This window comes from Streptomyces sp. NPDC058307 (genome assembly GCF_042880295.1).
In the GTDB taxonomy this organism is placed as follows: Bacteria; Actinomycetota; Actinomycetes; order Streptomycetales; family Streptomycetaceae; genus Streptomyces.
Map to the genome: position 1 here is coordinate 83726 of NZ_JBHVYZ010000027.1, position 23794 is coordinate 107519.

22 protein-coding genes and 2 pseudogenes are annotated in these 23794 nt (G+C 72.0%); 13 read left to right on the forward strand and 11 right to left on the reverse strand.

The window, feature by feature from the left end:
- Nucleotides 1-2 precede the first annotated feature (2 nt).
- Nucleotides 3-1676 (reverse strand): urocanate hydratase, encoded by a 1674-nt coding sequence (hutU, locus tag ACFVYN_RS20735; protein WP_390000573.1) that lies wholly within the window; start codon nucleotides 1674-1676, stop codon nucleotides 3-5.
- 174 nt (nucleotides 1677-1850) lie between these two features.
- On the opposite strand from hutU, the gene ACFVYN_RS20740 reads away from it, so the two are divergent.
- The 5 genes from ACFVYN_RS20740 to ACFVYN_RS20760 all read left to right on the forward strand — a co-directional run bounded on the left by ACFVYN_RS20740 (nucleotide 1851) and on the right by ACFVYN_RS20760 (nucleotide 5763).
- Nucleotides 1851-3254 carry a diaminopimelate decarboxylase gene (locus ACFVYN_RS20740; protein WP_390000576.1) on the forward strand — a complete coding sequence of 468 codons (1404 nt, stop codon included), beginning with the start codon at nucleotides 1851-1853 and terminating at the stop codon, nucleotides 3252-3254.
- 170 nt (nucleotides 3255-3424) lie between these two features.
- Nucleotides 3425-3859, forward strand: coding sequence for a hypothetical protein (locus tag ACFVYN_RS20745; protein WP_390000578.1), 435 nt, complete (start codon nucleotides 3425-3427; stop codon nucleotides 3857-3859).
- On the forward strand, nucleotides 3856-4812 hold the full coding sequence (locus tag ACFVYN_RS20750; RefSeq protein ID WP_390000581.1) for a hypothetical protein: 957 nt from the start codon (nucleotides 3856-3858) through the stop codon (nucleotides 4810-4812). The genes ACFVYN_RS20745 and ACFVYN_RS20750 overlap by 4 nt, the downstream gene beginning before the upstream one ends.
- A gap of 34 nt (nucleotides 4813-4846) precedes the next feature.
- A complete protein-coding gene (locus ACFVYN_RS20755) occupies nucleotides 4847-5413 on the forward strand; it encodes a roadblock/LC7 domain-containing protein (protein WP_390000584.1) in 567 nt (188 codons plus the stop codon).
- Nucleotides 5389-5763: a hypothetical protein gene (locus tag ACFVYN_RS20760; RefSeq protein ID WP_069764032.1), complete on the forward strand. Its 375-nt coding sequence runs from the start codon at nucleotides 5389-5391 to the stop codon at nucleotides 5761-5763. Before ACFVYN_RS20755 ends, ACFVYN_RS20760 begins: the two co-directional genes overlap by 25 nt.
- 25 nt (nucleotides 5764-5788) lie before the next feature.
- Here ACFVYN_RS20760 and ACFVYN_RS20765 read toward each other — a convergent pair whose 3' ends face one another.
- The 3 genes from ACFVYN_RS20765 to ACFVYN_RS20775 all read right to left on the reverse strand — a co-directional run bounded on the left by ACFVYN_RS20765 (nucleotide 5789) and on the right by ACFVYN_RS20775 (nucleotide 8852).
- The gene (locus tag ACFVYN_RS20765) at nucleotides 5789-6343 is read right to left on the reverse strand and encodes a hypothetical protein (RefSeq protein WP_390000632.1); all 555 of its coding nucleotides are present in this window, start codon (nucleotides 6341-6343) and stop codon (nucleotides 5789-5791) included.
- A 122-nt stretch (nucleotides 6344-6465) separates the two neighbouring features.
- Nucleotides 6466-7329: a MurR/RpiR family transcriptional regulator gene (locus tag ACFVYN_RS20770; protein WP_390000635.1), complete on the reverse strand. Its 864-nt coding sequence runs from the start codon at nucleotides 7327-7329 to the stop codon at nucleotides 6466-6468.
- 5 nt (nucleotides 7330-7334) lie between these two features.
- Complete coding sequence (locus ACFVYN_RS20775) at nucleotides 7335-8852, reverse strand: aromatic amino acid ammonia-lyase (protein WP_390000587.1); 1518 nt, start codon at nucleotides 8850-8852, stop codon at nucleotides 7335-7337.
- 212 nt (nucleotides 8853-9064) lie between these two features.
- Between ACFVYN_RS20775 and ACFVYN_RS20780 the strand changes: the two are divergent.
- From ACFVYN_RS20780 to ACFVYN_RS20790, 3 genes and pseudogenes are all read left to right on the forward strand, one after another.
- A pseudogene (locus tag ACFVYN_RS20780) lies at nucleotides 9065-9319 on the forward strand (ATP-binding cassette domain-containing protein); the annotation flags it as partial.
- 22 nt (nucleotides 9320-9341) lie between these two features.
- A pseudogene (locus ACFVYN_RS20785) lies at nucleotides 9342-9473 on the forward strand (glycine betaine ABC transporter substrate-binding protein); the annotation flags it as partial.
- A gap of 92 nt (nucleotides 9474-9565) precedes the next feature.
- Nucleotides 9566-9997, forward strand: coding sequence for a hypothetical protein (locus tag ACFVYN_RS20790; RefSeq protein ID WP_390000638.1), 432 nt, complete (start codon nucleotides 9566-9568; stop codon nucleotides 9995-9997).
- 8 nt (nucleotides 9998-10005) lie between these two features.
- Here the strand turns inward: ACFVYN_RS20790 and ACFVYN_RS20795 are convergent, their stop codons facing one another.
- The gene (locus ACFVYN_RS20795; protein WP_390000590.1) at nucleotides 10006-10770 is read right to left on the reverse strand and encodes an SDR family oxidoreductase; all 765 of its coding nucleotides are present in this window, start codon (nucleotides 10768-10770) and stop codon (nucleotides 10006-10008) included.
- A 150-nt stretch (nucleotides 10771-10920) separates the two neighbouring features.
- Here ACFVYN_RS20795 and ACFVYN_RS20800 point away from each other — a divergent pair, with 150 nt between their 5' ends.
- The gene (locus tag ACFVYN_RS20800) at nucleotides 10921-11754 is read left to right on the forward strand and encodes a helix-turn-helix transcriptional regulator (protein ID WP_390000592.1); all 834 of its coding nucleotides are present in this window, start codon (nucleotides 10921-10923) and stop codon (nucleotides 11752-11754) included.
- A gap of 334 nt (nucleotides 11755-12088) precedes the next feature.
- Here the strand turns inward: ACFVYN_RS20800 and ACFVYN_RS20805 are convergent, their stop codons facing one another.
- Entirely contained in the window at nucleotides 12089-13477 is a 1389-nt protein-coding gene (locus ACFVYN_RS20805) for a cystathionine beta-synthase (RefSeq protein WP_390000594.1), read from the reverse strand.
- Nucleotides 13478-13639: 162 nt separating this feature from the next.
- Between ACFVYN_RS20805 and ACFVYN_RS20810 the strand changes: the two genes are divergently transcribed.
- The 3 genes from ACFVYN_RS20810 to ACFVYN_RS20820 all read left to right on the forward strand — a co-directional run bounded on the left by ACFVYN_RS20810 (nucleotide 13640) and on the right by ACFVYN_RS20820 (nucleotide 17236).
- Nucleotides 13640-14692, forward strand: coding sequence for an SGNH/GDSL hydrolase family protein (locus tag ACFVYN_RS20810; RefSeq protein ID WP_390000597.1), 1053 nt, complete (start codon nucleotides 13640-13642; stop codon nucleotides 14690-14692).
- Nucleotides 14693-14945: 253 nt separating this feature from the next.
- On the forward strand, nucleotides 14946-16166 hold the full coding sequence (locus tag ACFVYN_RS20815) for an acetyl-CoA C-acetyltransferase (protein WP_390000599.1): 1221 nt from the start codon (nucleotides 14946-14948) through the stop codon (nucleotides 16164-16166).
- A gap of 287 nt (nucleotides 16167-16453) precedes the next feature.
- Entirely contained in the window at nucleotides 16454-17236 is a 783-nt protein-coding gene (locus tag ACFVYN_RS20820) for a hypothetical protein (RefSeq protein ID WP_390000641.1), read from the forward strand.
- 79 nt (nucleotides 17237-17315) lie between these two features.
- On the opposite strand, the gene ACFVYN_RS20825 is transcribed toward ACFVYN_RS20820, so the two are convergent.
- Entirely contained in the window at nucleotides 17316-17627 is a 312-nt protein-coding gene (locus tag ACFVYN_RS20825; protein WP_390000602.1) for a hypothetical protein, read from the reverse strand.
- Between the two features lie 104 nt (nucleotides 17628-17731).
- Here ACFVYN_RS20825 and ACFVYN_RS20830 point away from each other — a divergent pair, with 104 nt between their 5' ends.
- Complete coding sequence (locus ACFVYN_RS20830) at nucleotides 17732-17962, forward strand: DUF4287 domain-containing protein (RefSeq protein WP_020120819.1); 231 nt, start codon at nucleotides 17732-17734, stop codon at nucleotides 17960-17962.
- Nucleotides 17963-18036: 74 nt separating this feature from the next.
- On the opposite strand, the gene ACFVYN_RS20835 is transcribed toward ACFVYN_RS20830, so the two are convergent.
- The 4 genes from ACFVYN_RS20835 to ACFVYN_RS20850 all read right to left on the reverse strand — a co-directional run bounded on the left by ACFVYN_RS20835 (nucleotide 18037) and on the right by ACFVYN_RS20850 (nucleotide 23381).
- Nucleotides 18037-18927, reverse strand: a complete 891-nt coding sequence (locus ACFVYN_RS20835; RefSeq protein WP_390000605.1) for a Bax inhibitor-1/YccA family protein — start codon at nucleotides 18925-18927, stop codon at nucleotides 18037-18039.
- A 148-nt stretch (nucleotides 18928-19075) separates the two neighbouring features.
- Nucleotides 19076-20251: a 4-hydroxybenzoate 3-monooxygenase gene (locus ACFVYN_RS20840; protein ID WP_390000608.1), complete on the reverse strand. Its 1176-nt coding sequence runs from the start codon at nucleotides 20249-20251 to the stop codon at nucleotides 19076-19078.
- A gap of 187 nt (nucleotides 20252-20438) precedes the next feature.
- Nucleotides 20439-21125, reverse strand: a complete 687-nt coding sequence (locus tag ACFVYN_RS20845; RefSeq protein WP_390000611.1) for a hypothetical protein — start codon at nucleotides 21123-21125, stop codon at nucleotides 20439-20441.
- Between the two features lie 327 nt (nucleotides 21126-21452).
- Complete coding sequence (locus tag ACFVYN_RS20850; RefSeq protein WP_390000613.1) at nucleotides 21453-23381, reverse strand: hypothetical protein; 1929 nt, start codon at nucleotides 23379-23381, stop codon at nucleotides 21453-21455.
- Nucleotides 23382-23794: the final 413 nt, after the last annotated feature.

Genomic DNA, 23794 nt, shown 5'->3' on the forward strand with positions numbered 1-23794 from the left:
CGTCACGCGTCCTCACCCTCACGACCCTCACGCATGGGCACCCGCACACCCCGCTCGTCGGCGACGGACTCCGCGATGTCGTACCCGGCGTCCACGTGCCGGATGACGCCCATGCCGGGGTCGTTGGTCAGCACCCGCCGGACCTTCTCCCCGCCCAGCTTCGTGCCGTCGGCCACCGTGACCTGCCCGGCGTGGATGGAGCGTCCCATGCCCACGCCGCCGCCGTGGTGGATCGACACCCAGGACGCGCCGGACGCCACGTTGACCATCGCGTTCAGCAGCGGCCAGTCGGCGATCGCGTCGGAGCCGTCGAGCATGGCCTCGGTCTCGCGGTACGGGGAGGCGACGGATCCGGCGTCCAGGTGGTCCCGTCCGATCGCCAGCGGTGCCGCCAGCTCTCCGCTCGCCACCATGTCGTTGAACCGCTCGCCGGCCTTGTCGCGCTCGCCGTAGCCGAGCCAGCAGATCCGCGCGGGCAGGCCCTGGAAGTGGACCCGTTCCCCGGCCATCCTGATCCAGCGGGCGAGGGACTCGTTCTCGGGGAACAGCTCCAGGATCGCCTTGTCGGTCTTGGCGATGTCGGAGGCCTCACCCGACAGCGCGGCCCAGCGGAAGGGGCCCTTGCCCTCGCAGAACAGCGGCCGGATGTAGGCGGGGACGAAGCCGGGGAAGGCGAACGCCCGGTCGTACCCGGCGAGCCTGGCCTCGCCCCGGATCGAGTTGCCGTAGTCGAAGACCTCGGCACCGGCGTCCATGAAGCCGACCATGGCCTCGACATGGCGGGCCATCGACTCGCGGGCCCGGGTGGTGAAGCCCGCCGGGTCCTTGGCGGCCGCGTCGGCCATGTCGTCGAAGTCCACGCCCACCGGCAGATACGCCAGCGGGTCGTGGGCCGAGGTCTGGTCGGTGACGATGTCGATGGGGGCGCCCTCGGCGAGCATGCGCGGGAGCAGTTCGGCCGCGTTGCCCAGGAGGCCGATGGAGAGCGGGCGGCGGGCGTCGCGGGCCTCGACGGCGAGCTGGAGGGCGTGCTCCAGGGAGTCGGCCCTCACATCCAGGTAGCGGTGCTCGATGCGGCGCTCGATCGCGCGCGGGTCGACGTCGATACAGATGGCCACGCCGTCGTTCATGGTGACCGCGAGAGGCTGGGCACCGCCCATGCCGCCGAGACCGGCGGTGAGGGTGATGGTCCCGGCCAGGGTGCCGCCGAACTTCTTGGCGGCGACGGCGGAGAAGGTCTCGTAGGTGCCCTGGAGGATGCCCTGGGTGCCGATGTAGATCCAGGAACCGGCGGTCATCTGGCCGTACATGGTCAGGCCGAGGGCCTCCAGGCGGCGGAACTCCTCCCAGTTGGCCCAGTCGCCGACGAGGTTGGAGTTGGCGATCAGCACGCGCGGGGCCCACTCGTGGGTCTGCATGACGCCGACGGGGCGGCCGGACTGGACCAGCATGGTCTCGTCCTGCTTGAGGGTGCGCAGGGTGCGGACCATGGCGTCGAAGGAGCGCCAGTCACGGGCGGCCTTGCCGGTGCCGCCGTAGACGACGAGCTTGTCGGGGTGTTCGGCGACCTCGGGGTCCAGGTTGTTCTGGAGCATCCGCAGGGCGGCCTCCTGCTGCCATCCCAGGGCGCTCAGTTCCGTACCGCGCGGCGCTCGGACGGGGCGGGGTCCTGACATGGTCTGCCTCCTGGGGCTCTGCTGCCGATTGTTGCCGTCGATATTCACATCCTGACTTTCTGAATAGAACTAGTCAATACGTTCTCGCGTCAGCGTCGGTAGGACAGGGATGTTTGGCTGGACGTCCAAGGCACGGGTGACGAGCGGGACCGGGACACGGCGGACAGGGACGCGATGGACGGGGACGTGATGGACGGGGACGTGATGGATGAGTACGGCAACACCGGCGAAGGACGGGCCGTCCGCCGGGACGACGCGGTGCGGGCGGCGGTGGAGCAGGGTCTGCTGGGGCCGGACTCCCCCATCGTCGGGCTGCTCGACGTCACCGGCATCCGCGAGTCGGCGGCGGAGCTCCGCGCGGCCTTCGACGAAGTCACCGCGCCGGGCACGCCGGTGCTGCACGCGTTCGCGGTGAAGGCGACCCCGCTGGTGCCGGTGCTGCGACTGCTGCGCGAGGAGGGCATCGGCGCGGAGGTGGCGAGCCCGGGCGAACTCGCGCTGGTGCGCGCCGCGGGCCTCTCACCGGCGCAGACCGTCCTGGACTCACCTGCCAAGACCCCGGCCGAGCTCAGGGAGGCACTGGCCTTGGGGATCGCCGTCAACGCGGACAACCCGCAGGAGCTGGACCGTATCGACGGCCTCGTGCGGTCGGCGGTCAGCCGCTCGCCGCTCGGGATCCGGGTCAACCCGCAGGTCGGCGGCGGCTCCATCGGGGCGACCTCCACGGCCACGGCGACCTCGAAGTTCGGGGTGGCGCTGCGGGACGAGGGGGCGCGCGAGTGGGTCGTGCGCGCCTACCTCGACCGGCCCTGGCTCTCCCGGCTGCACGCGCACACCGGCTCGCAGGGCATCCCGCTCTCCCTGATGACCGAGGGGGTCGCGCAGACGTACGCGCTCGCCGAGGAGATCAACCGGCGGATCGGGCGGCCGCAGATCGACACCATCGACATCGGCGGCGGACTGCCGGTGAACTTCGCGTCGGACGTGACGACACCGACGTACACGCAGTACACGCGGACGCTCAGGGAGGCGGTGCCGGGGCTGTTCGACGGGCGGTACGGGCTGGTCACCGAGTTCGGCCGGTCACTGCTGGCCAAGCACGGCACGATCGTGGCGCGGGTGGAGTACGCCAAGAGCGCGGGCGGGCGGCCGGTCGCGGTGACGCACGCGGGCGTGCAGGTGGCGACGCGGACGGTGTACGTACCGGGGTCGTGGCCGCTGAGGATCGCGGCGTACGACGGCAAGGGGCGGCCCAAGAGCGGGCCCGAGGTGGTGCAGGACGTCGCCGGTCCGGCGTGTTTCGCGGGCGACCTGCTGGCCGAGGGGCGCGCACTGCCACTGCTCGACCAGGGGGACTACGCGGCGGCGCTGGACACGGGCGCGTATTACTTCGCGCACCACTACGCGTACAACTCGCTTGCCCGGCCGGGCATTTACGGCTTCGCCCCCGACCACCGGGCGGGCGGCGTCCGCTTCGCGACCGTGCGGGACGCCCAGACGCTCGCCTCGATCGTGGCCGACTCCGGAGGAGCGCACGCCGGTGCGCTCACCACCCTCCGCGCACCCGGGCGCAGTTGACGCGCATCGGCGGGTCAACTGATCGATCCCCCTGCGAAACAAGGCAAGCTGGCCCACTCTAGCCACTCCGAGCATGTTCCACCGGAAAATGCCAGATCCCTCACCCCTCGCGCACACGTTGCGTAGTTTCGGCGTCACTCAGCCGAACCCCACGCGGGAGGGGAGCCACGGTGCAGGGAATCGACGAGTGCCTGCTGGACGCCATGCGACTGCCGGGTGCGCGGGGGGCCGCGCTGGTCGACTGGACCAGCGGGCTGGCCCTGGGTGCCGTGGGGGAAGCCCCCGGCGGCGACCAGGAGGCGGCCGCCGCGGAGGCCGCCGAGCTCGCCCGGCTCGCCGCCGAGCAGCGCGCCTTCGCCTCCGAGAGCTCGGGGAACTCGGGGAACTCCCAGGGCACTGAGGCGGGAGCCACCGGGCAGGAGCCGGGCCCGCCGGTCGAGGACCTCATCCTCAGCAACCGGGACAGCTACCACGTCCTGCGGTTCGTGCCGACGTCCTTCGACAGCAGTGTGTTCCTGCACCTGTGGCTGACCCGCGCGGAGGGCAACCTCGCGCTGGCCCGGATCCGGCTCGGCGAGATGGCCGGACGGCTGGAGCTCGGATGACGGCCGTCCGGACCACGCCCACCACCCCGCCGCCCCGGCTGCCGGTGCGCAACAAGGCGTCCGCCCTGGACCGCGGCTGGGGCGGGGTCTCGCCGATGCTGACCCGGCTGGCCGCCGAGCGCGCCACCGGCGTCCTGGTGCGCGAGCGCGGCACCCTGCACCTCGCCGACGGCAAGGTGGTGCACGCCGAGAGCCCCGCCGCCCCCGGCGCCGACGTCCTCCTCGCCGCCCACGGCACGCTGGACGCCGACGTCTGGCGGCAGGCCCTGGCCGAGTCCGTCGCGAGCACCGGCGGCGCCGGCACCGGGGCCCGCCGCCTCACCGGCGCCGAGGCCGTGCACCGGGCGGGCCGCAGTCTGGTCGCGGGCGGGCTGCTCACCGCGGGCGCCCTGGAGATGTGCCGGCTGACCGCGCTGTACGACGCGGCGTACTTCGCCCTGGCCCCGAGCAGCACCCCGGGCCGCTTCCGGTACGGCACCGAGGACGGACCGGACGAGCCCGTCGGTATGCCCAGGGAACCCGACGACACCCCCGGCGTCCCCCGCCCCGTCCCGGTCGCCGACCTGGAGCGCGAGACGCTGCGCCGCCGCGACCTGCTGCACCGCATCTGGCCGGACGCCCTGCCGGACGAGGTGCCGCTGACCCGGGAGCACCGCCCCGCGCCCCCGCCGCTCCCGCCCCGGCGGCAGGCGGTGCTGGCCCGCGTGGACGGCGTCCGCACGGCGTCGCAGATCGCGCGCGAGCTGGGCCGCCCGGCCTTCCACACCCTGGTGGACGTACGGCGGCTGGTGGCGGCCGGAGTGGTCTCGCCCCGCCCGCCGGTGTCCTTCACCGAGCTCCGGCCCGGACCACCGGGCGACGGCTCCCTTGTCGGACCCGTCGGACCCGTCGAGTCCGTCGATCCCCACGTCACCTTGCTGAAGAGGCTCAGGGATGCGCTGGAGGCCCTTTGAGCGACAGCGGATCCGTGCCGAGAGGAGAGACCTGATGGCAGCAGCTCAGGACGCGATCCTGGAGGAGCTGCGCCGGCTCAGAGCCAGGGTGCCGCAGCTCACCGGCGCCCTCGCGGCCGACGCCGACGGTCTCGTCCTGGCCCAGGACACCCCGGGCGTCGATCCGGAGAGCGTGGCCGCGCTCACCTCGGCGACCCGGGCGCTCGCCGCCCGGCTGGCCGACGGGACCGGCCAGGGAGACCTGCGCGAACTGCTCGTGCGGGGCGTGTACGGCTACGTCGCCACGTACCCGGCGGGCGCCGGGGCCGTCGTCACGCTGCTCGCGCAGGACCGGGTCAACGTCGGCCGCCTCCATCTGGAGGGCCGCCGCGCGGGCGCCCGGATCGCGGAGCTCGTCGGCGACGCGGCCGCCGAGCACACCGAAGCCATCACGAAGGCGCCCGCCAAGCCCGCTCCGGCACGTGCCAGAGCGGCTCGCACATCCCGGGCCAAGCCCGAGGACCCGCGCGCCGCGGCCACCGCACCGACGGCGGGTCGCACCACCACCGCAAGTCAGACAACCGAGGAGACACAGTCATGGCCAACACCGAAACCACGCTGAAGGAGGCCCTCGCCTCCATCGAGGGCGCGACCGGCGTCGCGCTCGTCGACTACACCAGCGGCATGGCGCTCGGCACCATGGGCGGCAGCAAGACCTTCGACCTGAACGTGGCCGCCGCCGGCAACACCGACGTGGTCCGCGCGAAGATGCGCACGATGGAGCACCTCGGCCTCAAGGCCCAGATCGAGGACATCCTGATCACCCTGTCCGACCAGTACCACCTGATCCGCCTGATCAGCGGACGCGGTGGCAACGGCCTCTTCCTCTACCTGGTCCTGGACGCCAAGCGGTCCAACCTCGCGATGGCCCGCCACCAGCTCAGGCAGATCGAGAACGACCTGGAGGTGTGACCCGGGAGCACCGGAACCACCGGGACTAGACGAGTGCCGCGGTGCGGCGGCGCGCTCCTCCGGGGGCCGCGTCGCCCGCCGCGATACCCGTGCTGCGGTACGCCTTGACCGCCTTGCCGGCCGGGCGTCCGCCGTTCGCGGCGAGCCAGTCGACCCGCACCCACAGCAGCGCGTCCTCGGCCCGCTCGAGCCGCCCGAGCCAGGCGGCCTTGAGCCAGAGGCCCGCACCGCATCCGGCGAGCAGCATGCCGCCCGCGACGGGCACCGCGAACGAACTCCCCAGTGCGACCAGCCAGGCCAGCAGCAGCCACCAGCGGTGCCCGCGGCGCCAGTTGCGCACACTGACCGCACGGTCCTGGAGCACGTCGTGCCTGCCCGCGCGAGCGGCCGCCCGCCCCAGCGCCGTGTACCGCTTGCGGCGGCCGTACGACACCACGGCGACCGCGACGACGAACAGCGCCGCGCCCGCCAGCACCCCGATCCGGCGTCCGGTCAGGCCCGGGATCAGCAGCCCGACGCCCGCCGCGAACACTCCGAGCCACCACAGGGGCGCCGCCCCGGCGCGCACGACAACGGCCACCCGAGCCAGCCCCTGAACCCTGCGATCTGCGTGTGCCACGTCCCGCCTCCTCGTCGTCCTGGCACAGTCCTGCCGGTCGGGGAGGATAGCGAGCGAACGTGAGACGAGTCTGAAAAAACGCCCTACTCGACGAAGAGTCCGCGCGCCGCCGCCCGCGCGTCGAACTCCTCGAGGCGGGCCTGCGCGTCCGGCAGGTCGTCGCACATCGCCTCCAGCAGCACCCGGCCGAGCAGCATGGGGGCGCAGGCCGTGTCGAAGGCGAGGCCGGTGCCGACGGCGGCGGGCAGCAGCAGATCGGAGACCTTGGCGACCGGCGCGAAGGCGGAGTCGGCGACCGTGACGACGCTCAGGCCCGCCTCCTTGGCGTAGGCGAGGGTGTCGACGACCTCGCGGGGGTGCCGGGGCAGCGCGAAGCACAGCAGGGCCGAGGCGCCCGCGCGGACGGCGGCGTCGATCCGGTCGTGGATCATCGTGCCGCCCTCGTTGAGCAGCCGTACGTCCGGATGGACCTTGGCGGCGAAGTACGCGAAGCCGTACGCCTGGGAGGCGGCGGCCCGCAGCCCCAGCACCGGCAGGGGACGGGAGGCGGCGAGCAGCCGGCCTGCCTTCTGCACCGGCCGCGGGTCGGCGAGGATCTCCGCCAGGTGCCTGAGGTTCTCGATCTCGGCCTCGACGGCCTGCTGGTACTCGTTGTACGACGCGGAGGCCGCCGACTGTTCGCCGGGCGCGACCTCGCGCAGGTGCCGGCGCAGGGCGGGGTAGCCGTCGAAGCCGAGGGCGACGGCGAAGCGGGTGACGGAGGGCTGGCTGACCCCGGCCAGTTCGGCCAGCTCCACGCTGGACAGGAACGGCACGTCGGCGGCCCGCCGCACCATGCTGTGCGCGATGCGCCGCTGGGTCGGCGTGAGCCGGTGCCCCTCGAACAGTGCCTGAAGCCGTCCCGCGGGAGTGTCCGCCACACCCGCCCCGCCCGTCGCCCCGCCCATGTCGCTCATGCCTCGATCCCCCTCCAGATGTCCGTGAACCGGTCGAGCAGCGCGGCCGCCGCCGTCACGTCGCCCGTGAGCGGCCGGTCGGCCGGGTCCTCCTCGAGCACCGCCTCGGCGAGTTCCAGCGCGCGGCCCACCGGGAGGTCCGGGTCGGGCCGGAGGTCGCGCTGGCGCAGCGCCCGTACGGCGGCGACGAGTTCGCAGCCGACGACGAGACGGTACGCGCCGCACGCGCGCAGTGTCTGACGGGCGGCGAGCGAGGCGAAGCTGGCCTGTTCCTCGACGCCCCGGGAGAGTACAGCGTGGCCGAGCGAGGCGGGCGCGGAGAAGGCCCGCAGGTCGCCGAGGGCGGCTCCGGCGGCGTACTCCAGGATCATCACGCCGGAGGAGGCGGGCTCGGGGTCGGCGAGGAAGGGCCTGAGGCGGGTGAAGGCGGGCTCGTTGAGGGTGGAGAGCCGGGACGTGGACAGGCGGGCGACCTGGGTGAGGGCCAGCCTGAAGTGGTCCAGTGCGAGGGCGAGTTGGGCCTGGTAGAAGCCGCCGTGGTGGTAGGCGGCCATGTCCTCGGGGCAGATGAGGGGGTTCTCGGCGGCCGCGTTGATCTCGATCGCGAGGACCTCCTCCAGGGCGTCGGCCGCGTCGTGGGCGGGCCCGTGGATCTGGGGCAGGCACCGGAAGCCGTACGGGTCCTGGATGCGGCCCAGCGGTGGGGTGGGCCGGGCCTCGGCGCCGATCAACGTCCGCATCCGGCGGGCCACTTCGACGGACCCGCGGTGCGGGCGGGCCGCGTGCACGGGAGCGGCGTACGCCTCGTGCGACCCGTCCACGGCCAGCAGCGACAGCGCCCCGACCACCTGCGTGGCCTCGACGAGCCCGCGCAACTCGTGCAGCGCGAGGGCGGCCTGGCCGAGCGTGAGGGCGTTGCTGCTGATGAAGGCGAGGGCGTCGTTGTTGTCGAGGAGCTGGGGCTCGGGGGCGCCGGCCTCCCTCCAGGGGTGCTCCCCCGCCATTGCCAGTCCCACCTGGGCCAGGGCCGCGATGTCCCCCGTGCCCACCGAGCCGAACTCGTTGACGACCGGATACGCGCCGCTCTCCAGCGCCTCGCACAGGGCCGTGACGACCGTCGGCCGCAGCCCTGCGCCGCCCGCCAGGAGCTGGTTGGCCCGTACCGCGAGCATCGCGCGGACCTGCCGGGCGGGGAGTTCCTCGCCGATCGCGCCGGCGTGGCTGCGCAGCAGCCGCAGCCCGTGTTCGGCGGCCGCCTCGGTGGGCACGTCCTCGTTCCGGTTCGCGCCGACGCCGGTCGAGCGGCCGTAGACGCGTCCGCTCGCGGCGATCTGTCGGGCGGCGTCCCAGGACTCCGTGACGCGCTTCATCGCGTCGGTCCCGGGCACCGGCCGCGCGCTCCCGTCGGCGAGGCGGACGACGTCCGCGACGCCGAGAGCGATCCCGTCGAGGACCACCAGACCGGTGTGTCCGACCGCGACGGGATCCAGCGCGTCCACGATCCGAGACGACATCAAGCCCAAACTCCCCTCAAGCGGACATCTGATCTTGCCTGGCGGTCATCCGTTACCTCGGATCAACACCGAGCCGTTGACAATCTATTCAGCCACAGAGAACTCTGCATGACGATATACAGTCGGGCAAGGGACATCTCATGATCCAGTTCGACACGGTCCACAAGCGCTTCCCCAACGGCACGACAGCAGTGCACGATCTCACCCTCGACATGCCGGTGCTGGACAACATCGCCACCGTCCCGCTCCTGCTCGGCCACGGCCGCAAGAAGGCCCGCGCCCGGGCGTCGGAACTGCTGGAGACCGTCGGCCTGACCGCCGAGGCCGGCAAGCGGTACCCGCACCAGCTCTCCGGCGGCCAGCAGCAGCGGCTCGGGGTCGCCCGCGCCCTCGCCGCCGACCCGCCGGTCCTCCTCATGGACGAGCCCTTCGGCGCGGTCGACCCGGTCGTACGCACCCAACTCCAGGATCGGCGCCGCGCCCGAGGTCAAGGCGCTCGCCCGCCTCGGAAACGTCCTCACCACCGAGCAGCTCACCCAGCTCAACAGCCAGGTCGACAACGACAAGAAGGACCCGGAGGACGTGGCGAACGCCTACGCGAAGCAGCACGGGCCGGCGTAGGAAGGGGACTAGGAAGGACCCCCGCCGCAACAGGGGGGATAACCCCAGTGCAGCGGACGTTCCACCTGCTTACCGTGGGTTCCATGACCCCAATGGATGAGCGGGACCCCGAACTCAAGAAGGAACTCAACGCCACCCTGCAGGCCCGCAGGGAACTGGGCGAGGAGTACGAGTCCGCGCTGGTCGACTCGTTCCTGGAGAAGGTCGACCAGCGGATCGACGGCGCCGTGGACCGCCGCCTGCGCCGGCAGCTCGCCGAGCAGCAGATGGTGACGGCCCGGGGCGCCCGCTCGCCCAGGCCCACCGACTCCTTCGGCGAACGCTTCGGCTTCGGCATCGTCTCCCTGGTGCTGGCGATCCCGCTCTCCGCGATCGGCGGCGCCCTCGCCCACCTGCCCGGCCTGCTGGTCTCCTGGGTCGGCATCGTCGGCGTCAACGCCTTCCAGGCACTGCGCGTCAACCCGGACCTCTTCCGCGGCCGGCGCGCGAAGCCGTCCTCGCCGAGCAGCGACTGGGAGGGCTGACCCGCCGCTCACACCTGGGCGGTCGGCAGTGCCATGACCTGGCGCAGGTTGACGTGCCGCGGTCGGCTGGTGACGTAGGCGACGAGGTCGGCGAGGTCCGTGGCCGCCAGCGTGCCCATCGCCTCGGCCATCCCGACGACCTGCTCCCGCAACCCGTCGTCGCCGATGTGATCGACCAGCTCGCTCTCCGTCAGCCCCGGCTCGATGTTGGTGACCCGCACCCCCCGCGGCCCGAACTCGTTGCGCAGCAGCGCCGAGAGATGGGTGACCGCGGCCTTCGTCGCCCCGTACACGGCGTAGTTGGTGAAGTTGGTGACGTGCGCGCCGATGGACGAGACGTTCACCAGGTCCGCGCTGCGACCCTGCGCGGCCGCCTCGTTCAGATCACCGGCGAAGGCCCCGATGACGCGCAGGACACCGGTGACATTGGTGTCGATCATCCGCTGCCACTCGTCGACACGGGCGTCGGCGATCGGGTTCGGCAGCATCACACCCGCGTTGTTCACGACCAGGTCGACGGTGCCGTAGGCCGCGTGGACGTTCTCCACGGCCGCCGCCACGGACGCGTCGTCGGTGACGTCGGCGACCACGGCCAGCGCCTGCCCGCCGTCGGCCCGGATCTTCCCGGCGATCGCCTCCAGCCGCTCACCGCGCCGCGCGAGAAGCGCGACCCGCGTCCCCTGCGCGGCCAGCAGTACGGCCGTGGCCTCGCCGATACCGCTCGCCGCCCCGGTGACGACGGCGATACGTCCGGCCAGATTCTCGTACGACATCGTTGTACTCCTCGGTGGGATGTCCGCCGGGGTCGCTCCCCGGCCTCGTCCACCACCCTGCGGCGTCCGGGCAGCCGTACCCAGGGATGCGCTTTTCCTGGGTCTGCCAGTACCAGGTTGGAAACCGGCGCCTCCCCTACGATCGAGCCCATGGACGGGGACCTCGGAGACTTCCTGCGCTCACGCCGCGCCCGCATCCGGCCCGAGGAGGTGGGGCTGGCCTCGCACGGCAGGCGCCGCGTGCCCGGCCTGCGCCGGGAGGAGGTGGCGCAGCTCGCCGGAGTGAGTGTCGACTACTACATCCGGCTGGAGCAGGGCAGGGGGCCGAGGGTCTCGGACGCGGTCCTGGACGCGGTCGCGCGCGTGCTGCGCCTGGACGAGACCGAGCACGCCTATCTGCGTGCGGTGGCCCGGCCGGCGAAGAAGAAGGCGGCCCCGCGCCGCGAGGCCGCGCCCCGCGTGCGCCCCGGAGTCCAACTGCTGCTCGACAGCATGGACCGCACCCCCGCCTTCGTCCTCGGGCCCAGGATGGACGTGCTCGCCTGGAACGCCCTCGCCGACGCGCTGGGCGGCTACAGCCGCATGGCTCCCGTGCGCCGCAACGTCGTCCGCCAGCTCTTCCTGGAACCCGAGGGCCGCGACCTCTACCCCGACTTCGCCGCGGTCGCCTCCCAGAGCGTGGCCCATCTGCGGCTGAACGCGGGCGCCCACCCCGACGACCCCGCATTGCGCGACCTCGTCGGCGAACTGTCCCTCAAGAGCGAGGACTTCCGCCGACTGTGGGCCGACCACCAGGTCAAGGCATGCATGTACGGCGTCAAACGCGTCCGGCACCCGGTGGCGGGCCTGCTGACCCTGCCGTACGAGTCCCTGGTCCTGCCGGAGACCCCCGACCTCACGCTCGTGGCGTACACGCCGGAGCCGGGGTCGGAGACGGCGGAGAGGCTTGCGCTGCTGGGCAGTTGGGCCAGCACGGGGGCGTAGGCGCGTAGAAAAGATATGCGCGGGGACCGCCGCACCCCCGTTACCGGGGGGCGGGACGACGGCGGTCCCCGCGAGGGACGTCGACCGGGTCAGGCCAGGTCTCACGTCCGGCGTCCATGGAGGTCCGGGAGCCGCTCCGGAGGTCCTTGGACGTTCGGCGCCGACTGGGGCGGGGAGCCGCTCCCGCCCTGCCGACATCCACCAATGTGCCGGACCCGTGTTAAGCGTGTGCTGCGCGGACGTGACGCCCTCGTACCAGTTCCGCGAAGTCCACCCTTACGGTAGGAAACCGCAAGTCCGCCGCCGTCATCCGGGGTTCACCGGACGTTTGCCGCTACTTCCCGCCCTTGGCGAGGAAGGCCAGCAGGTCCTGGCGGCTGATGACTCCGGTGGGCTTGCCCTCGACGAGGACGATCGCGGCGTCCGCCGAGCCGAGGACCGACATCAGGTCGCCGACCGGTTCGCCTGAGCCGACCTGGGGCAGCGGAGGCGACATGTGCTTCTCCAGCGGGTCCTCCAGCGAGGCCCGCTGGGTGAACAGGGCGTCGAGCAGCTCGCGCTCGACGACCGAGCCGACGACCTCCGCGGCCATCACGTCCGGGTGCCCGGCGCCCGGCTTGACGATCGGCATCTGCGAGACGCCGTACTCCCGAAGCACCTCGATGGCCTCGCCGACCGTCTCGTCCGGGTGCATATGGACGAGGGAGGGGATGGCGCCGTGCACCTTGTCGTTCAGGACGTCGGCGACGCGGGCGCTGGGACCCTCGTCCTCCAGGAAGCCGTAGTCGGCCATCCACTCGTCGTTGAAGATCTTCGAGAGGTACCCGCGCCCGCTGTCCGGGAGCAGGACCACCACGACGCCGTTCTCGTCTAGGCGTTCGGCGACCCGCAGGGCCGCGACGACGGCCATGCCGCAGGAGCCGCCCACCAGGAGGCCCTCCTCCTTGGCGAGGCGGCGGGTCATCTGGAAGGAGTCCTTGTCGGAGACGGCGATGATCTCGTCGGCGACCGTGCGGTCGTAGGCGGTCGGCCAGAAGTCCTCACCGACGCCCTCGACGAGATACGGCCTCCCGGACCCGCCGGAGTACACGGACCCCTCGGGGTCGGCGCCGATGACCTGGACCCCGCCGTCGCTGGCGTCCTTCAGGTACCGGCCGGTGCCGGAGATGGTGCCGCCGGTGCCGACGCCCGTCACGAAGTGGGTGATCTTCCCCTCCGTCTGCTCCCACAGCTCGGGGCCGGTGGAGTGATAGTGCGAGAGCGGGTTGTTGGGGTTGGAGTACTGGTCGGGCTTCCACGCACCGGGCGTCTCACGCACCAGCCGGTCGGAGACGTTGTAGTAGGAGTCCGGGTGCTCGGGGTCCACGGCGGTCGGGCAGACGACGACCTCGGCGCCGTAGGCCCGCAGGACGTTGATCTTGTCCGTGGACACCTTGTCGGGGCACACGAAGATGCACTTGTACCCCTTCTGCTGCGCCACGATGGCGAGTCCGACCCCGGTGTTTCCGCTGGTCGGCTCGACGATGGTGCCCCCGGGCTTCAGCGCGCCGCTCTCCTCCGCCGCCTCGATCATGCGCAGGGCGATGCGGTCCTTCACGGAGCCGCCGGGGTTGAAGTACTCGACCTTGGCCAGGACGGTCGCCTTGATGCCCTTGGTCACGCTGTTGAGCCTCACGAGCGGGGTGTTGCCGACGAGGCTGATCATCGAGTCGTGGAATTGCACCGTTGTCTCCGGATGCTTGCAAAAGAAGTGGGCCTGGTGGTCCAGCCAGCCTATGGCCTGATCGGGCGCCATGACGGCCGTTCACTCCCCGTGGGGATTGGGCCACCGTGCGTGCGGGGCAAGGAGTGGGTGTAGCGGGTACGACGGAGGTGGCGGCGACGTATGACGAGCATGTCGAGGGCGAGGGTGGCCCGGCGGATCGCGGCCGGCGCGGCATACGGCGGCGGCGGGATCGGCCTGGTCGGCGCGGCGGCCATGGGCCTGTTGCTGGCGGAGGCGCGGCTGGCCAGGCGGCAGGTGGGCAACGGCAGGGCGCCGCACGTCCCGCAGGCCGAGGGCCGGTACGGCCACGTCTATGCCGGCGCGGGCGATCCGCCCCTGCGGCTGACCATGCTGGGCGACTCGACGGCCGCGGGCCAGGGGGTCAACCGGGCGGGCCAGACGCCGGGCGCGCTGCTGGCGTCCGGGCTGGCTGCGGTGGCGGAGCGCCCGGTGGAGCTCCGTAATGTCGCCCTCCCCGGGGCCACCTCGGACGACCTGGACCGTCAGGTGGCGCTGACGCTGGCGGACCCCGAGCGGGTCCCGGACATCTGCGTGATCATGATCGGCGCGAACGACGTCACGCACCGGATGCCGGCGACGCGTTCGGTGCGGCATCTGTCCTCGGCGGTACGGCGGCTGCGTACGGCAGGTGCCGAGGTCGTGGTCGGCACCTGTCCCGACCTGGGCACGATCGAGCCGGTCCAGCAGCCGCTGCGGTGGGTGGCCCGCCGGGCCTCGCGTCAGCTGGCGGCGGCCCAGACGATCGGCGCGGTGGAACAGGGCGGTCGCACGGTGTCGCTGGGGGATCTGCTGGGCCCGGAGTTCGAGGCGAATCCGCGCGAGCTGTTCGGCCCGGACCACTACCACCCCTCGGCGGAGGGGTACGCGACGGCGGCGATGGCGGTGCTGCCGACGGTGTGTGCGGCCCTGAGCCTGTGGCCGGCCGACGAGGACCGCCCGGACGTCTCCCGCCGCGAGGGCTTCCTGCCGGTGGCGAGGGCGGCGGCGGAGGCGGCCTCCGAGGCCGGTACGGAGGTCGCGGCCGCGATGCCGACGGGTCCGACGGGACCCTGGGCGCTACTGAAGCGCCGGCGGAGGCGGCGGGTGCGGGCGACGGAGCCGGCTCCTGCCGCGAACGCCGGTCCCGGCGGTCCCCGTCCGTCCGGCGTGTGAGGAGCGGGGTCCGGGTGGGTGCGGCGGGGCGGCCAGCGAGAGAAAGGGGCGACCGACGGGAGAAAGGGATGGTCGACCGAAGAAAAGCAAGCGCTTAGACATAGGTCACACCGCCATCCCCGTGACCCAGGCCATACGTACGGGTAACTTCCCAAGCAGCCCAGTCGGAAGAACACCCTGTACTCCCACCCGCCGCCCGACCACCGCCCCTCAACGAGGCGCTACGCGCCACCCCTTCTTGTTTGGAGCCGTGATGCCCGAAGCCGTGATCGTCTCGACCGCCCGCTCCCCCATCGGCCGCGCCGTCAAGGGCTCGCTCAAGGACCTGCGCCCCGACGACCTCACCGCCACGATCATCCAGGCCGCCCTCGCCAAGGTCCCCGAGCTGGACCCGCGCGACATCGACGACCTGATGCTCGGCTGCGGCCTCCCCGGCGGCGAGCAGGGCTACAACCTGGGCCGCATCGTCGCCGTGCAGATGGGCATGGACCACCTGCCGGGCTGCACGATCACCCGTTACTGTTCCTCCTCGCTGCAGACGAGCCGCATGGCCCTGCACGCAATCAAGGCCGGTGAGGGCGACGTCTTCATCTCGGCCGGCGTCGAGACGGTCTCCCGCTACGCCAAGGGCAGCTCGGACGGCCTCCCGGACACCACCAACCCGCTCTTCGCCGAGGCGCAGGCCCGCACCGCGGCCACCGCCGCCCAGGAGGGCACGACCTGGCACGACCCGCGCGAGGACGGCCTGCTCCCCGACCCGTACATCGCGATGGGCCAGACCGCCGAGAACCTGGCCCGCCTCAAGGGCATCACCCGCCAGGACATGGACGAGTTCGGCGTCCGCTCGCAGAACCTCGCCGAGGAAGCCATCAAGAACGGCTTCTGGGAGCGCGAGATCACCCCGGTCACGCTGCCCGACGGCACGGTCGTCTCCAAGGACGACGGCCCTCGCGCCGGTGTCACGCTCGAAGGCGTCCAGGGCCTCAAGCCGGTCTTCCGCCCCGACGGCCTGGTCACCGCCGCCAACTGCTGCCCGCTCAACGACGGTGCCGCCGCGGTCGTGATCATGTCCGACACCAAGGCCCGCGAGCTCGGCCTCACCCCGCTGGCCCGCATCGTCTCGACCGGCGTCTCGGGGCTGTCCCCCGAGATCATGGGGCTCGGTCCCGTGGACGCGTCGAACCAGGCCCTGCGCCGCGCCGGCCTCACGATCGACGACATCGACCTGGTCGAGATCAACGAGGCGTTCGCCGCCCAGGTGATCCCCTCCTACCGCGAGTTGAACATCCCGCTGGAGAAGCTGAACGTGAACGGCGGCGCGATCGCCGTCGGCCACCCCTTCGGCATGACCGGCGCCCGGATCACCGGCACGCTCATCAACTCCCTCCAGTTCCACGACAAGCAGTTCGGTCTGGAGACCATGTGCGTGGGCGGCGGTCAGGGCATGGCGATGGTCATCGAGCGCCTGAGCTGATCTGTTCAACTCTCCGTGTCCGCACGGGAACCCAGTGTCACCCTTCGGCCCAGAACCCGGGAAACTCCAAGGTTCTGGGCCGATTTGTGATCCAATCTCCCTCAGGATGTGACCTATCTCCCTCCCCAGAGGGATTTGCGCAGCTCAGAGCCGTTTCACCACGAACCCCGGACCCAAAGCCCTGTCCGATTCGTGACGTTACGCACTGACAGCTGGATAGTCCGCCCTTCAAGCTGATGTAGGAAGTCGGGGGTCGACTTTGAACCGGGAGTACGTCAGTGAGCGCCATGCCGATCGCCTTGCTGGTCACCACGGCCGCCACGGGCGCCGTGGGCGTCGCTGTTCTGCGCACCCTCATGGTGCTGCGCCGACAGGTCGCCGCCCTGCACACCGAGCTCGCCAGGAACAACCCCGCCTCCGTGCGGGGGCTCGTGCCGGCCGCACGTCCCGCCGCTGACGTCGGCGAGATACGCGCCGCCGTGGCCGAGGCCCTCGCCGAGGAGCGCGAGCGTGAGCTCGCCGAGGCGCGGGCCTTCTGGGCCGCCCAGGAGGCCCGTGAGGCCTCCGACGCGCCCTCGCTGCTCGGCCTGCCCGACAGCGAGCTGTTCCTGCCCCGGCAGGCCGATTTCGTGGGCCTGGAGCCGCTGGAGTCGGTGTCGGAGTCCTCGGCCGACGCGGACGAGTTCGCCGGGGAGAGCCCCGAACTGGCCGCGGCCCGGCGCCGCCACCCCTCCCACCCGGACTTCGTGCCCGTCAGCTCACCGACCGTGGGCGACCACGAACGCACGGTGGCCACGCTGGAGGATCTCGCCGCCTCCGGCACCGAACTGGCCGACGTCCGCCCGGGTCCCCTCGGCACCCTGGACGTCTACGTCTTCGCCGACGGCACGACCCTGTGCATGACCCCGGGCCACCGCGAGACGGCCGAACGCCTCTCGGCGGCCCTGCGCGCGGGCGAGACCCCGGTGCTGCTGGGCGGTTCGGGCGTCTCGGGCGCGTACACGCTGACGTTCGCCTGCGGCGAGGAGAACGTCTACATCCTGGCGGACCGGGTCATAGCGTCCCTGTAGGAGTCACAGTCCGGCGCAGGAGTCACAGTCCGGCGCAGGAGTCACAGCGCGGTACAGAAGTCCCACCGCCGTACAGGAGTCACACTCCGGCACGCCGCTGGGCCTGTGCCACCAGTTCCAGTGCTTCTTCCACTTGGCCCTCGTCCGTCAGGACGAGGGCCAAGTCGTGCACGGCCACGGTGATCTGGTCGGCGGCGGCGAACATGCCCGCGTCCGGCATCTCGCGCGGCTCGGCCCCCGGCTCCTCCAGGGACTGCGTCCGGCGGGCGAACTCCCGGGCCAGGCCCAGCGCTTCGGCGGCGGCGCCGCGTTGCAGCCGGCTCTGCGGAGCGGCCCGCAGACGGTCGGCGAAGTGGTCCACAGCCCGGGTCAGACGCGAAGTATCAGCCACCGGCCAACCGTACGTGTCCCACCGGGACTGTTGCCAACGGGCGAACGCTCAGGCACGGTGACCTGAAGGACCGGCTTACATCCCCTTTGCGTCCGGAGGCGCCGATGTCCCACGTCCTCTCCGAGGAGACCCACCGCAACATGCTCGCCCGCATCCCCCATTGCACCGGTCGTGAAGTCTCCGACTGGCTCCGCACCGTCGACGAAGGCCCGGCTCTCTTCCGCTTCGAGGAAAAGGTCAGCTGGCTCCGTCACGAACACAACCTCGCGTACGGCCACGCCAAGGCGATCATCCACGAGTACGACCTGAGGAGGGCCGCGCGCAGGTACTTCTGAGCTGCGCACATACGGAAGGGCCCCCGGTCGCAACCGAGGGCCCTTCGCCGTACGAACCGTACGACCGTCGAGGACTAGTCGCTGCTGTTGAGGATCGCGACGAGCCGCAGGAACTCCATGTAGATCCACACCAGCGTCAGCGTGAGACCGAACGCGGCCAGCCACGCCTCCTCGCGCGGGGCGCCGTAGGCGATGCCGTCCTCGACCTGCTTGAAGTCGAGGGCGAGGAAGCACGCGCCGAGCAGGACGCCGATGATGCCGAACAGGATGCCGAGCCCGCCGCTACGGAAGCCGAGGCCGTCACCGCCGCCGAAGACGGCGAACAGCAGGTTGACCACCATCAGCAGCATGAAGCCGAGCGCGGCCGCCATGACGAAGCCGTAGAACCGCCGGTTGACGCGGATCCAGCCGGCCTTGTACGCCACGAGCACCGCGGCGAAGACGGCCAGCGTGCCGATCACGGCCTGCATGGCCGCGCCGCTCGCGATGCGGTTGTCGACCACGCTGGAGACGACGCCGAGGAACACGCCCTCGAACGCGGCGTACGACACGATCAGCGCGGGCGAGGCCTTGCGCTTGAAGGACTGCACGAGCGCCAGGACCATGCCGATCAACGCGGCGCCGATGCCGATGCCGTACGAGCGGCCGATGTTGGCGTCGTCGACGGGCAGCAGCGCCCAGGCGAGGGCGGCCGTGACGATCAGGATGCCGAGCGTGGTGCCGGTGCGCAGGACGACGTCGTCCATCGTCATCCGGCCGGTGGTCACCGGGGTCTGCGGCGGCGCGCCCTGCTGAAGGTCCTGGGCATAGGGGTTGGTCGCGTACGGGTTGCCCTGCGGCTGCGCGTAGGGGCTGCCCTGCGTGCCCACGGCTGCGGCCCCGGCCTGCGGCGCGGTGTTGAAGCCCGCGTAGCCGTTGTCGCGGCTGAACCCCCGTCGCGAGAAGACCGGGTTGCTGCTCCTCATTTCACTCCTCCATGGCCACCGTGTGTGGACCTTGCCCTCAAGAGTAATGGGTAGGCAAAGGAATGACCCTAGTGCTTGAGGAGGATCTTCCCTCGTTGTGTCGGCCAACACGCTACGCGTACGCGTGATTCCCGGCACCGGAGGGGCCTCACCCGAAGGGGAAGCCGGTGTACCCCTCGGCGAGGTCGGTCTCGGCGGCCCGCGACCCGGCGATCCGCTCCAGCCGGGCCAGCTGCATCCGGTCCTCGAAGGCAGTGGCGTCGGGCGCCCGGTGCAGGAGGCTCGTCATGTCGTACGAGAACCGTTCGGCCTGCCACACCCGGCGCAGGCAGGTCTCGGAGTAGGCGTCGAGGCGCTCGGCCGAACCGGTCTCCCGCTGATACGCCAGCGCCCTCGCGAAGGTCACGACGTCCCCGACGGCGAGGTTCAGGCCCTTGGCGCCGGTGGGCGGGACGATGTGCGCCGCGTCGCCGGCGAGGAAGAGAAGGCCGTACCGCATGGGCTCGTGGACGTAGGAGCGCATCGGGGTGACGGACTTCTGGGTGATCGGTCCCCGCTCCAGCTTCCAGTCGTCGTCCGTCTCGAAGCGGCGCTCCAGCTCGTCCCAGATCCCCTCGTCGCCCCAGCTCTCCGCGTCCGTGCCCGCGGGGACCTGGAGGTAGAGGCGGGAGACGGACGGGGAGCGCATGGACAGCAGGGCGAAGCCGCGGTCGTGGCGGGCGTAGACGAGTTCGCCGTGGGAGGGCGGGACGTCGGCGAGGATGCCGAGCCAGGCGAAGGGGTACGTCCGCTCGAAGACCTGGGTCAGTTCGGCGGGGACCGCCTTCCTCGCCACTCCCCAGAAGCCGTCGCAGCCGACGACGTACTCGCACTCCAGGACGTCCTCGCGGCCCTCGTGCCGGAACCGGACGCGCGGGGTGTCGGTGTCGGCACCCTCGACGGCCAGGGCCTCCGCCTCGAACAGCAGCGGGCCGCCGTCCTTCAGCTGGAGCGCGATGAGGTCCTTGCAGACCTCGGTCTGGGCGTAGACCATCACGGACCGGCCGCCGGTGAGGCCGGGGAAGTCGACGCGGTGGCGCTTCCTGTCGTAGCGCAGCTCGATGCCGTCGTGCGGGAGTCCGTCGCGGTCCATGCGCTCTGCGGCGCCGGCCGCGCGCAGGACGTCGACCGTGCCCTGCTCCAGGATCCCCGCGCGCTGGCGGTGCTCGACGTAGGCGCGGTCGCGGCTCTCCAGGACGACCGAGTCGATGCCGGCGTTGTGGAGGAGCCTGGCCAGGAGGAGGCCGGCGGGGCCGGCTCCGATGATGCCGACGGTGGTACGCATCGAGCGGTCCCTTCGGATGCCGTTGTTCTTCAATGCTGTTCTTTGCCGCTGCCCTTGCCGGCGTTCGCACAGTGAAGTTTTTTTCACCTGAGTGTGCTGAGTTTGCGCCCGGGGTCTGCCGATGTCAACGGTTGCGCGCGGCCGTCCGGCCCACCGGCGGTTGCCGCGGGCCGGACGGCCGGCCGGGTCAGCGGCTGGGCCAGCCGTCCAGGTGGCGGTGCATGGTGACGTCCTGCTGCGCGTCCCCCTTCGGGGCGTCGGCGACGGCGTCCTGGAGGACCGTGTTGACCTCGGCGGCGAGGGCGTCGGCGCGCGTGCGCAGATCGGTCGCGGGGACGTCGGAGCGGGTCAGGGCGTCCAGCCGGCGCTGGATGTCGGCGAGTTGGCGGCGGTGGGCGGAGTCGAGGGTGAGCGGGGCGGGCGTGGAGACCACGAACTGGTAGGCGCCGGCCAGGGTCTGGCAGCCGGTGCAGCGCTTGTTGGCGGCGTCGCTGAGGTTCACGGCGTTCAGTCGGGTGTGCTCGCCCGCCACGGTGACGATCTGGAACGACAGCGCGACGGACCGGCAGTCGTCGTCGGCGGTGCAGCCCGCCGAGACCGCGTTGGCCTGGTTGCGCACGGAGGCGGCGGTCACCTTGCCGAACTGCCGGATGGTGAACGAGTCCTTCTCCTCGGTGTGGTCGTGGCGGTCGGCGTGGCTGAAGACGTGGTCCGACGCGACGGCGACCTTGGTCCCGCTGGTGGCGGTCCCTCCGGTGGCGGCCTGCGCCGGCACGGCGGTCGCCACACCGGCGACACCGGCGGCGAACAGCCCCACACGAACGGCACGCCGGGTCAACGGGCTGGGGGTGCGGGGTTTTCGGTGGCTGCTCAAGAGGGTCTCCTTGGGTTGATGGATGAGTACGGGTGCTGGGGTGGGGCGGGTGTGGGGAGGACGGGGGTCGCGGGCACCCCGGCGAGGGGCGACGGCCAAGGGGGGCGAGGGGCGAGGGGCGACGGGCAAGGGGGGCGAGGCGGGAGACGGAACCGTCGGCCCACGGCGGGGAGACGAAACCGTCGGGCCACGGCGGCAGGCGGCCACCGGCCCTCCCCGGCCGTCGGCCAACTCGGTCTCGGGCAAGGGCGGTTGCAGGCGGTTGCCACCCGAAGGCGGGCCACCGCCGACCACCGGTCGGGCCGCTGCCCCGTGTCACCCTCCCCCTCAGGACGCCCCCGGTGACCCACTGGCCGCTGATGGTGACGGTGTCTCGACGGGTGAGGGCGGGATGCTCTCCGACGGGGTCGGGGACGAGACGGGGGTCGAGGGGTCCGTGCCCGGTGACGACGCTTCCGGAGCCGCCGACGTGCCCAGCGCCGGGGACGCCGGCCCGCGGGAGGAACCCCCCGACGCCGAGCCCGGTGCTGTCGCGGACGACGCCGGCGCGGCGGACGCAGAGGCGTCGGATGACGTCCCCGGGGTGGGCGCGTCGGAGCCCGCCGAGCGGCCCGCCGCCGGGGATGAGCCCGCGCCGGGACCGGTGCCCGCCGGGTCGTCCGAGGTGTCCGTGCCCGACGTCGAGGCGTCGCCGTCCGGGGTCGTGGCCTGCCGGGGCCCTGGTTCCTCCGTCGACACCCCGGGCTGCAGGATCGGCGCGATCGGGGGCTTCTTCGGCAGCGGCTGGGGCGTCAGTCCGGACGTCCACGCGTAGCCGAGACCGGCCAGCCCGGCGAGGACCACCGCGCACAGCGCCACCCGCAACCGGGGCCGCCCCGCCGTCGACCGCTTCGCGGCCCGCAGGAGCCGACCCCCGATCTTCACGGAGAGATAGGCGACACCGCCCATCGGGATCAGCAGCATCACACAGCCCAGCACCCCGACGAGCCCCTCGACGACCCGGCCGTCCGCGAAGGACGCCCCGGTGCCGGAGAACTGATCGACCATGGACCGGGTCATCGTGGCGATGATCCGGGGCAGGTTCCACAGCGCGTAGCCCATCTCGCCGATGATCAGCGGCACCATGGTGAGCACCCACGCGGCCACGACGGTCCGCGCCGACTTCTTCAGCCCGGCGACCTCTTTGCGCGCGGCCCGTCCCTTCCGGCCCGGGACCAGTCCGAGCAGGATCGGCCTGATCTTGCCGTAGAGGTCCGGGACCCCGGCGAGGTCGCCCAGGATGTAGTAGCCGTCGAGGCGCACCGCCGGCATCAGCTGTTCGAGGATCTCGAAGTGCCCGAGATAGACCGCGGCCAGGAAGAACTGCTCCCCCGTGGCGAAGTACAGCCCGGCCATGCCGAGCATGAAGACCACGTTGAAGTAGACCCCGCCGAGGTCGGTCCTGATCCGCCCGCCGCGCCCGATCCGGTACACGTCCGTCACGTCCGTGTACATCGACGGCCAGATGAGGAAGATCCCGCAGCCGATGCAGCCGGGCCGGGCGCCGCCGTAGCTGCACGCGGAGGCGTGGCCGAACTCGTGGAAGACGAGCGAGGCCACGGTCAGGGCGAAGACGATCAGGATCAGCACCGGCTGGTCGAGGACCTCCAGGACCGGCTCGATCGCCCCGAAGAAACCGAACAGCCATACGTCCATGGCGACAGTGGTGAGCAGCACGGCCGCGACCACGACCGGCCGGTGCAGCCACGCGAACGTCCGCGCGATCCGTGCCGTACGCCGCTCGTCGAAGACGATCCGGTGGCCCTTGAGAGCGAGCAGCAGGTCGGAGCGCGGGGCGTCGACCTCGTCGCTCTCCTGGCCCTCGGGGACCGTCACCCCGAGCGGTTCGAGCTTCTTCTCCACCAGGAAGCGGATGTTCTCGCCGCTGACCTCGCGGCCGAATCGCGCGCTCACCCGGTGGGCGATCGACTCGGTGTCGCGCACGCCGTCCACGGACGACGCCACGAGGTACAGCAGCCGCGACAGCTGGACGACCTGCCCGTCCCCCCGACGGGCGATGTACTTGGGCTCGGTGAATCCCGATCCCTGGTACTCGCCGTGCAGTCGCAGTCCCGCGCTCAGCCGTGGCACGAGCCGCTGTTCGACGACCGGCAGGCTGCCCGTCGCCACCTGCTCGTACGTCACCGGCCAGCCGCCCGGCCCGGGTACCGGCCCGGTGTCGTACAGCGTCGGGGGCCCGTCTCCGAGCACTGTCATATGTGGTCTCCCCCCACGTCCTCCCCGTTTCCCCCTGGCATGGCCGTCGGGGTGGACCGCACCGCTGGTACGGGCGGCCCCCCCCCCCGGGCCGGGGACCCCCGCGCGGAAGGGTGTCCGCGGAAGACAGGGGGGGCGGGGGCGGGGGGCGCCCGCCCCGTACTCTTTTATTATGTCTCCCCCCCCCCCTCCCCCGCTGTCCCCCGCGGCCTCGGGGGGGGGGGCCCCCCCCCGGGGGGTTCGGGGCCCCCCCCCCCCACGGCCGGATCACGCCGGCGCTACTGCTGGACGACGATCGACTGCGAGGCCTGCGACTCGGCGACCGAGTAGGAGGAGTGGTCGTTGAGCGCCGCGGACTGGTTGTCCGCGTGGATGTTGGCGATGTGCTTGGTGACGTTGGTCGTCTTGTTGAA

Excerpts from the sequence above, each read along its gene's own strand:
- ACFVYN_RS20835 (WP_390000605.1), bottom strand. The coding sequence starts at position 18,927 with ATGAGGAGCAGCAACCCGGTCTTCTCGCGACGGGGGTTCAGCCGCGAC.
- ACFVYN_RS20815 (WP_390000599.1), top strand. The coding sequence starts at position 14,946 with ATGCCCGAAGCCGTGATCGTCTCGACCGCCCGCTCCCCCATCGGCCGC.
- ACFVYN_RS20850 (WP_390000613.1), bottom strand. The coding sequence starts at position 23,381 with ATGACAGTGCTCGGAGACGGGCCCCCGACGCTGTACGACACCGGGCCG.
- ACFVYN_RS20840 (WP_390000608.1), bottom strand. The coding sequence starts at position 20,251 with ATGCGTACCACCGTCGGCATCATCGGAGCCGGCCCCGCCGGCCTCCTC.
- ACFVYN_RS20760 (WP_069764032.1), top strand. The coding sequence starts at position 5,389 with ATGGCCAACACCGAAACCACGCTGAAGGAGGCCCTCGCCTCCATCGAG.
- ACFVYN_RS20790 (WP_390000638.1), top strand. The coding sequence starts at position 9,566 with ATGGATGAGCGGGACCCCGAACTCAAGAAGGAACTCAACGCCACCCTG.
- ACFVYN_RS20740 (WP_390000576.1), top strand. The coding sequence starts at position 1,851 with ATGGACGGGGACGTGATGGACGGGGACGTGATGGATGAGTACGGCAAC.
- hutU (WP_390000573.1), bottom strand. The coding sequence starts at position 1,676 with ATGTCAGGACCCCGCCCCGTCCGAGCGCCGCGCGGTACGGAACTGAGC.
- ACFVYN_RS20800 (WP_390000592.1), top strand. The coding sequence starts at position 10,921 with ATGGACGGGGACCTCGGAGACTTCCTGCGCTCACGCCGCGCCCGCATC.
- ACFVYN_RS20830 (WP_020120819.1), top strand. The coding sequence starts at position 17,732 with ATGTCCCACGTCCTCTCCGAGGAGACCCACCGCAACATGCTCGCCCGC.
- ACFVYN_RS20755 (WP_390000584.1), top strand. The coding sequence starts at position 4,847 with ATGGCAGCAGCTCAGGACGCGATCCTGGAGGAGCTGCGCCGGCTCAGA.
- ACFVYN_RS20810 (WP_390000597.1), top strand. The coding sequence starts at position 13,640 with ATGACGAGCATGTCGAGGGCGAGGGTGGCCCGGCGGATCGCGGCCGGC.
- ACFVYN_RS20750 (WP_390000581.1), top strand. The coding sequence starts at position 3,856 with ATGACGGCCGTCCGGACCACGCCCACCACCCCGCCGCCCCGGCTGCCG.
- ACFVYN_RS20820 (WP_390000641.1), top strand. The coding sequence starts at position 16,454 with ATGCCGATCGCCTTGCTGGTCACCACGGCCGCCACGGGCGCCGTGGGC.
- ACFVYN_RS20775 (WP_390000587.1), bottom strand. The coding sequence starts at position 8,852 with ATGTCGTCTCGGATCGTGGACGCGCTGGATCCCGTCGCGGTCGGACAC.
- ACFVYN_RS20770 (WP_390000635.1), bottom strand. The coding sequence starts at position 7,329 with ATGGGCGGGGCGACGGGCGGGGCGGGTGTGGCGGACACTCCCGCGGGA.
- ACFVYN_RS20795 (WP_390000590.1), bottom strand. The coding sequence starts at position 10,770 with ATGTCGTACGAGAATCTGGCCGGACGTATCGCCGTCGTCACCGGGGCG.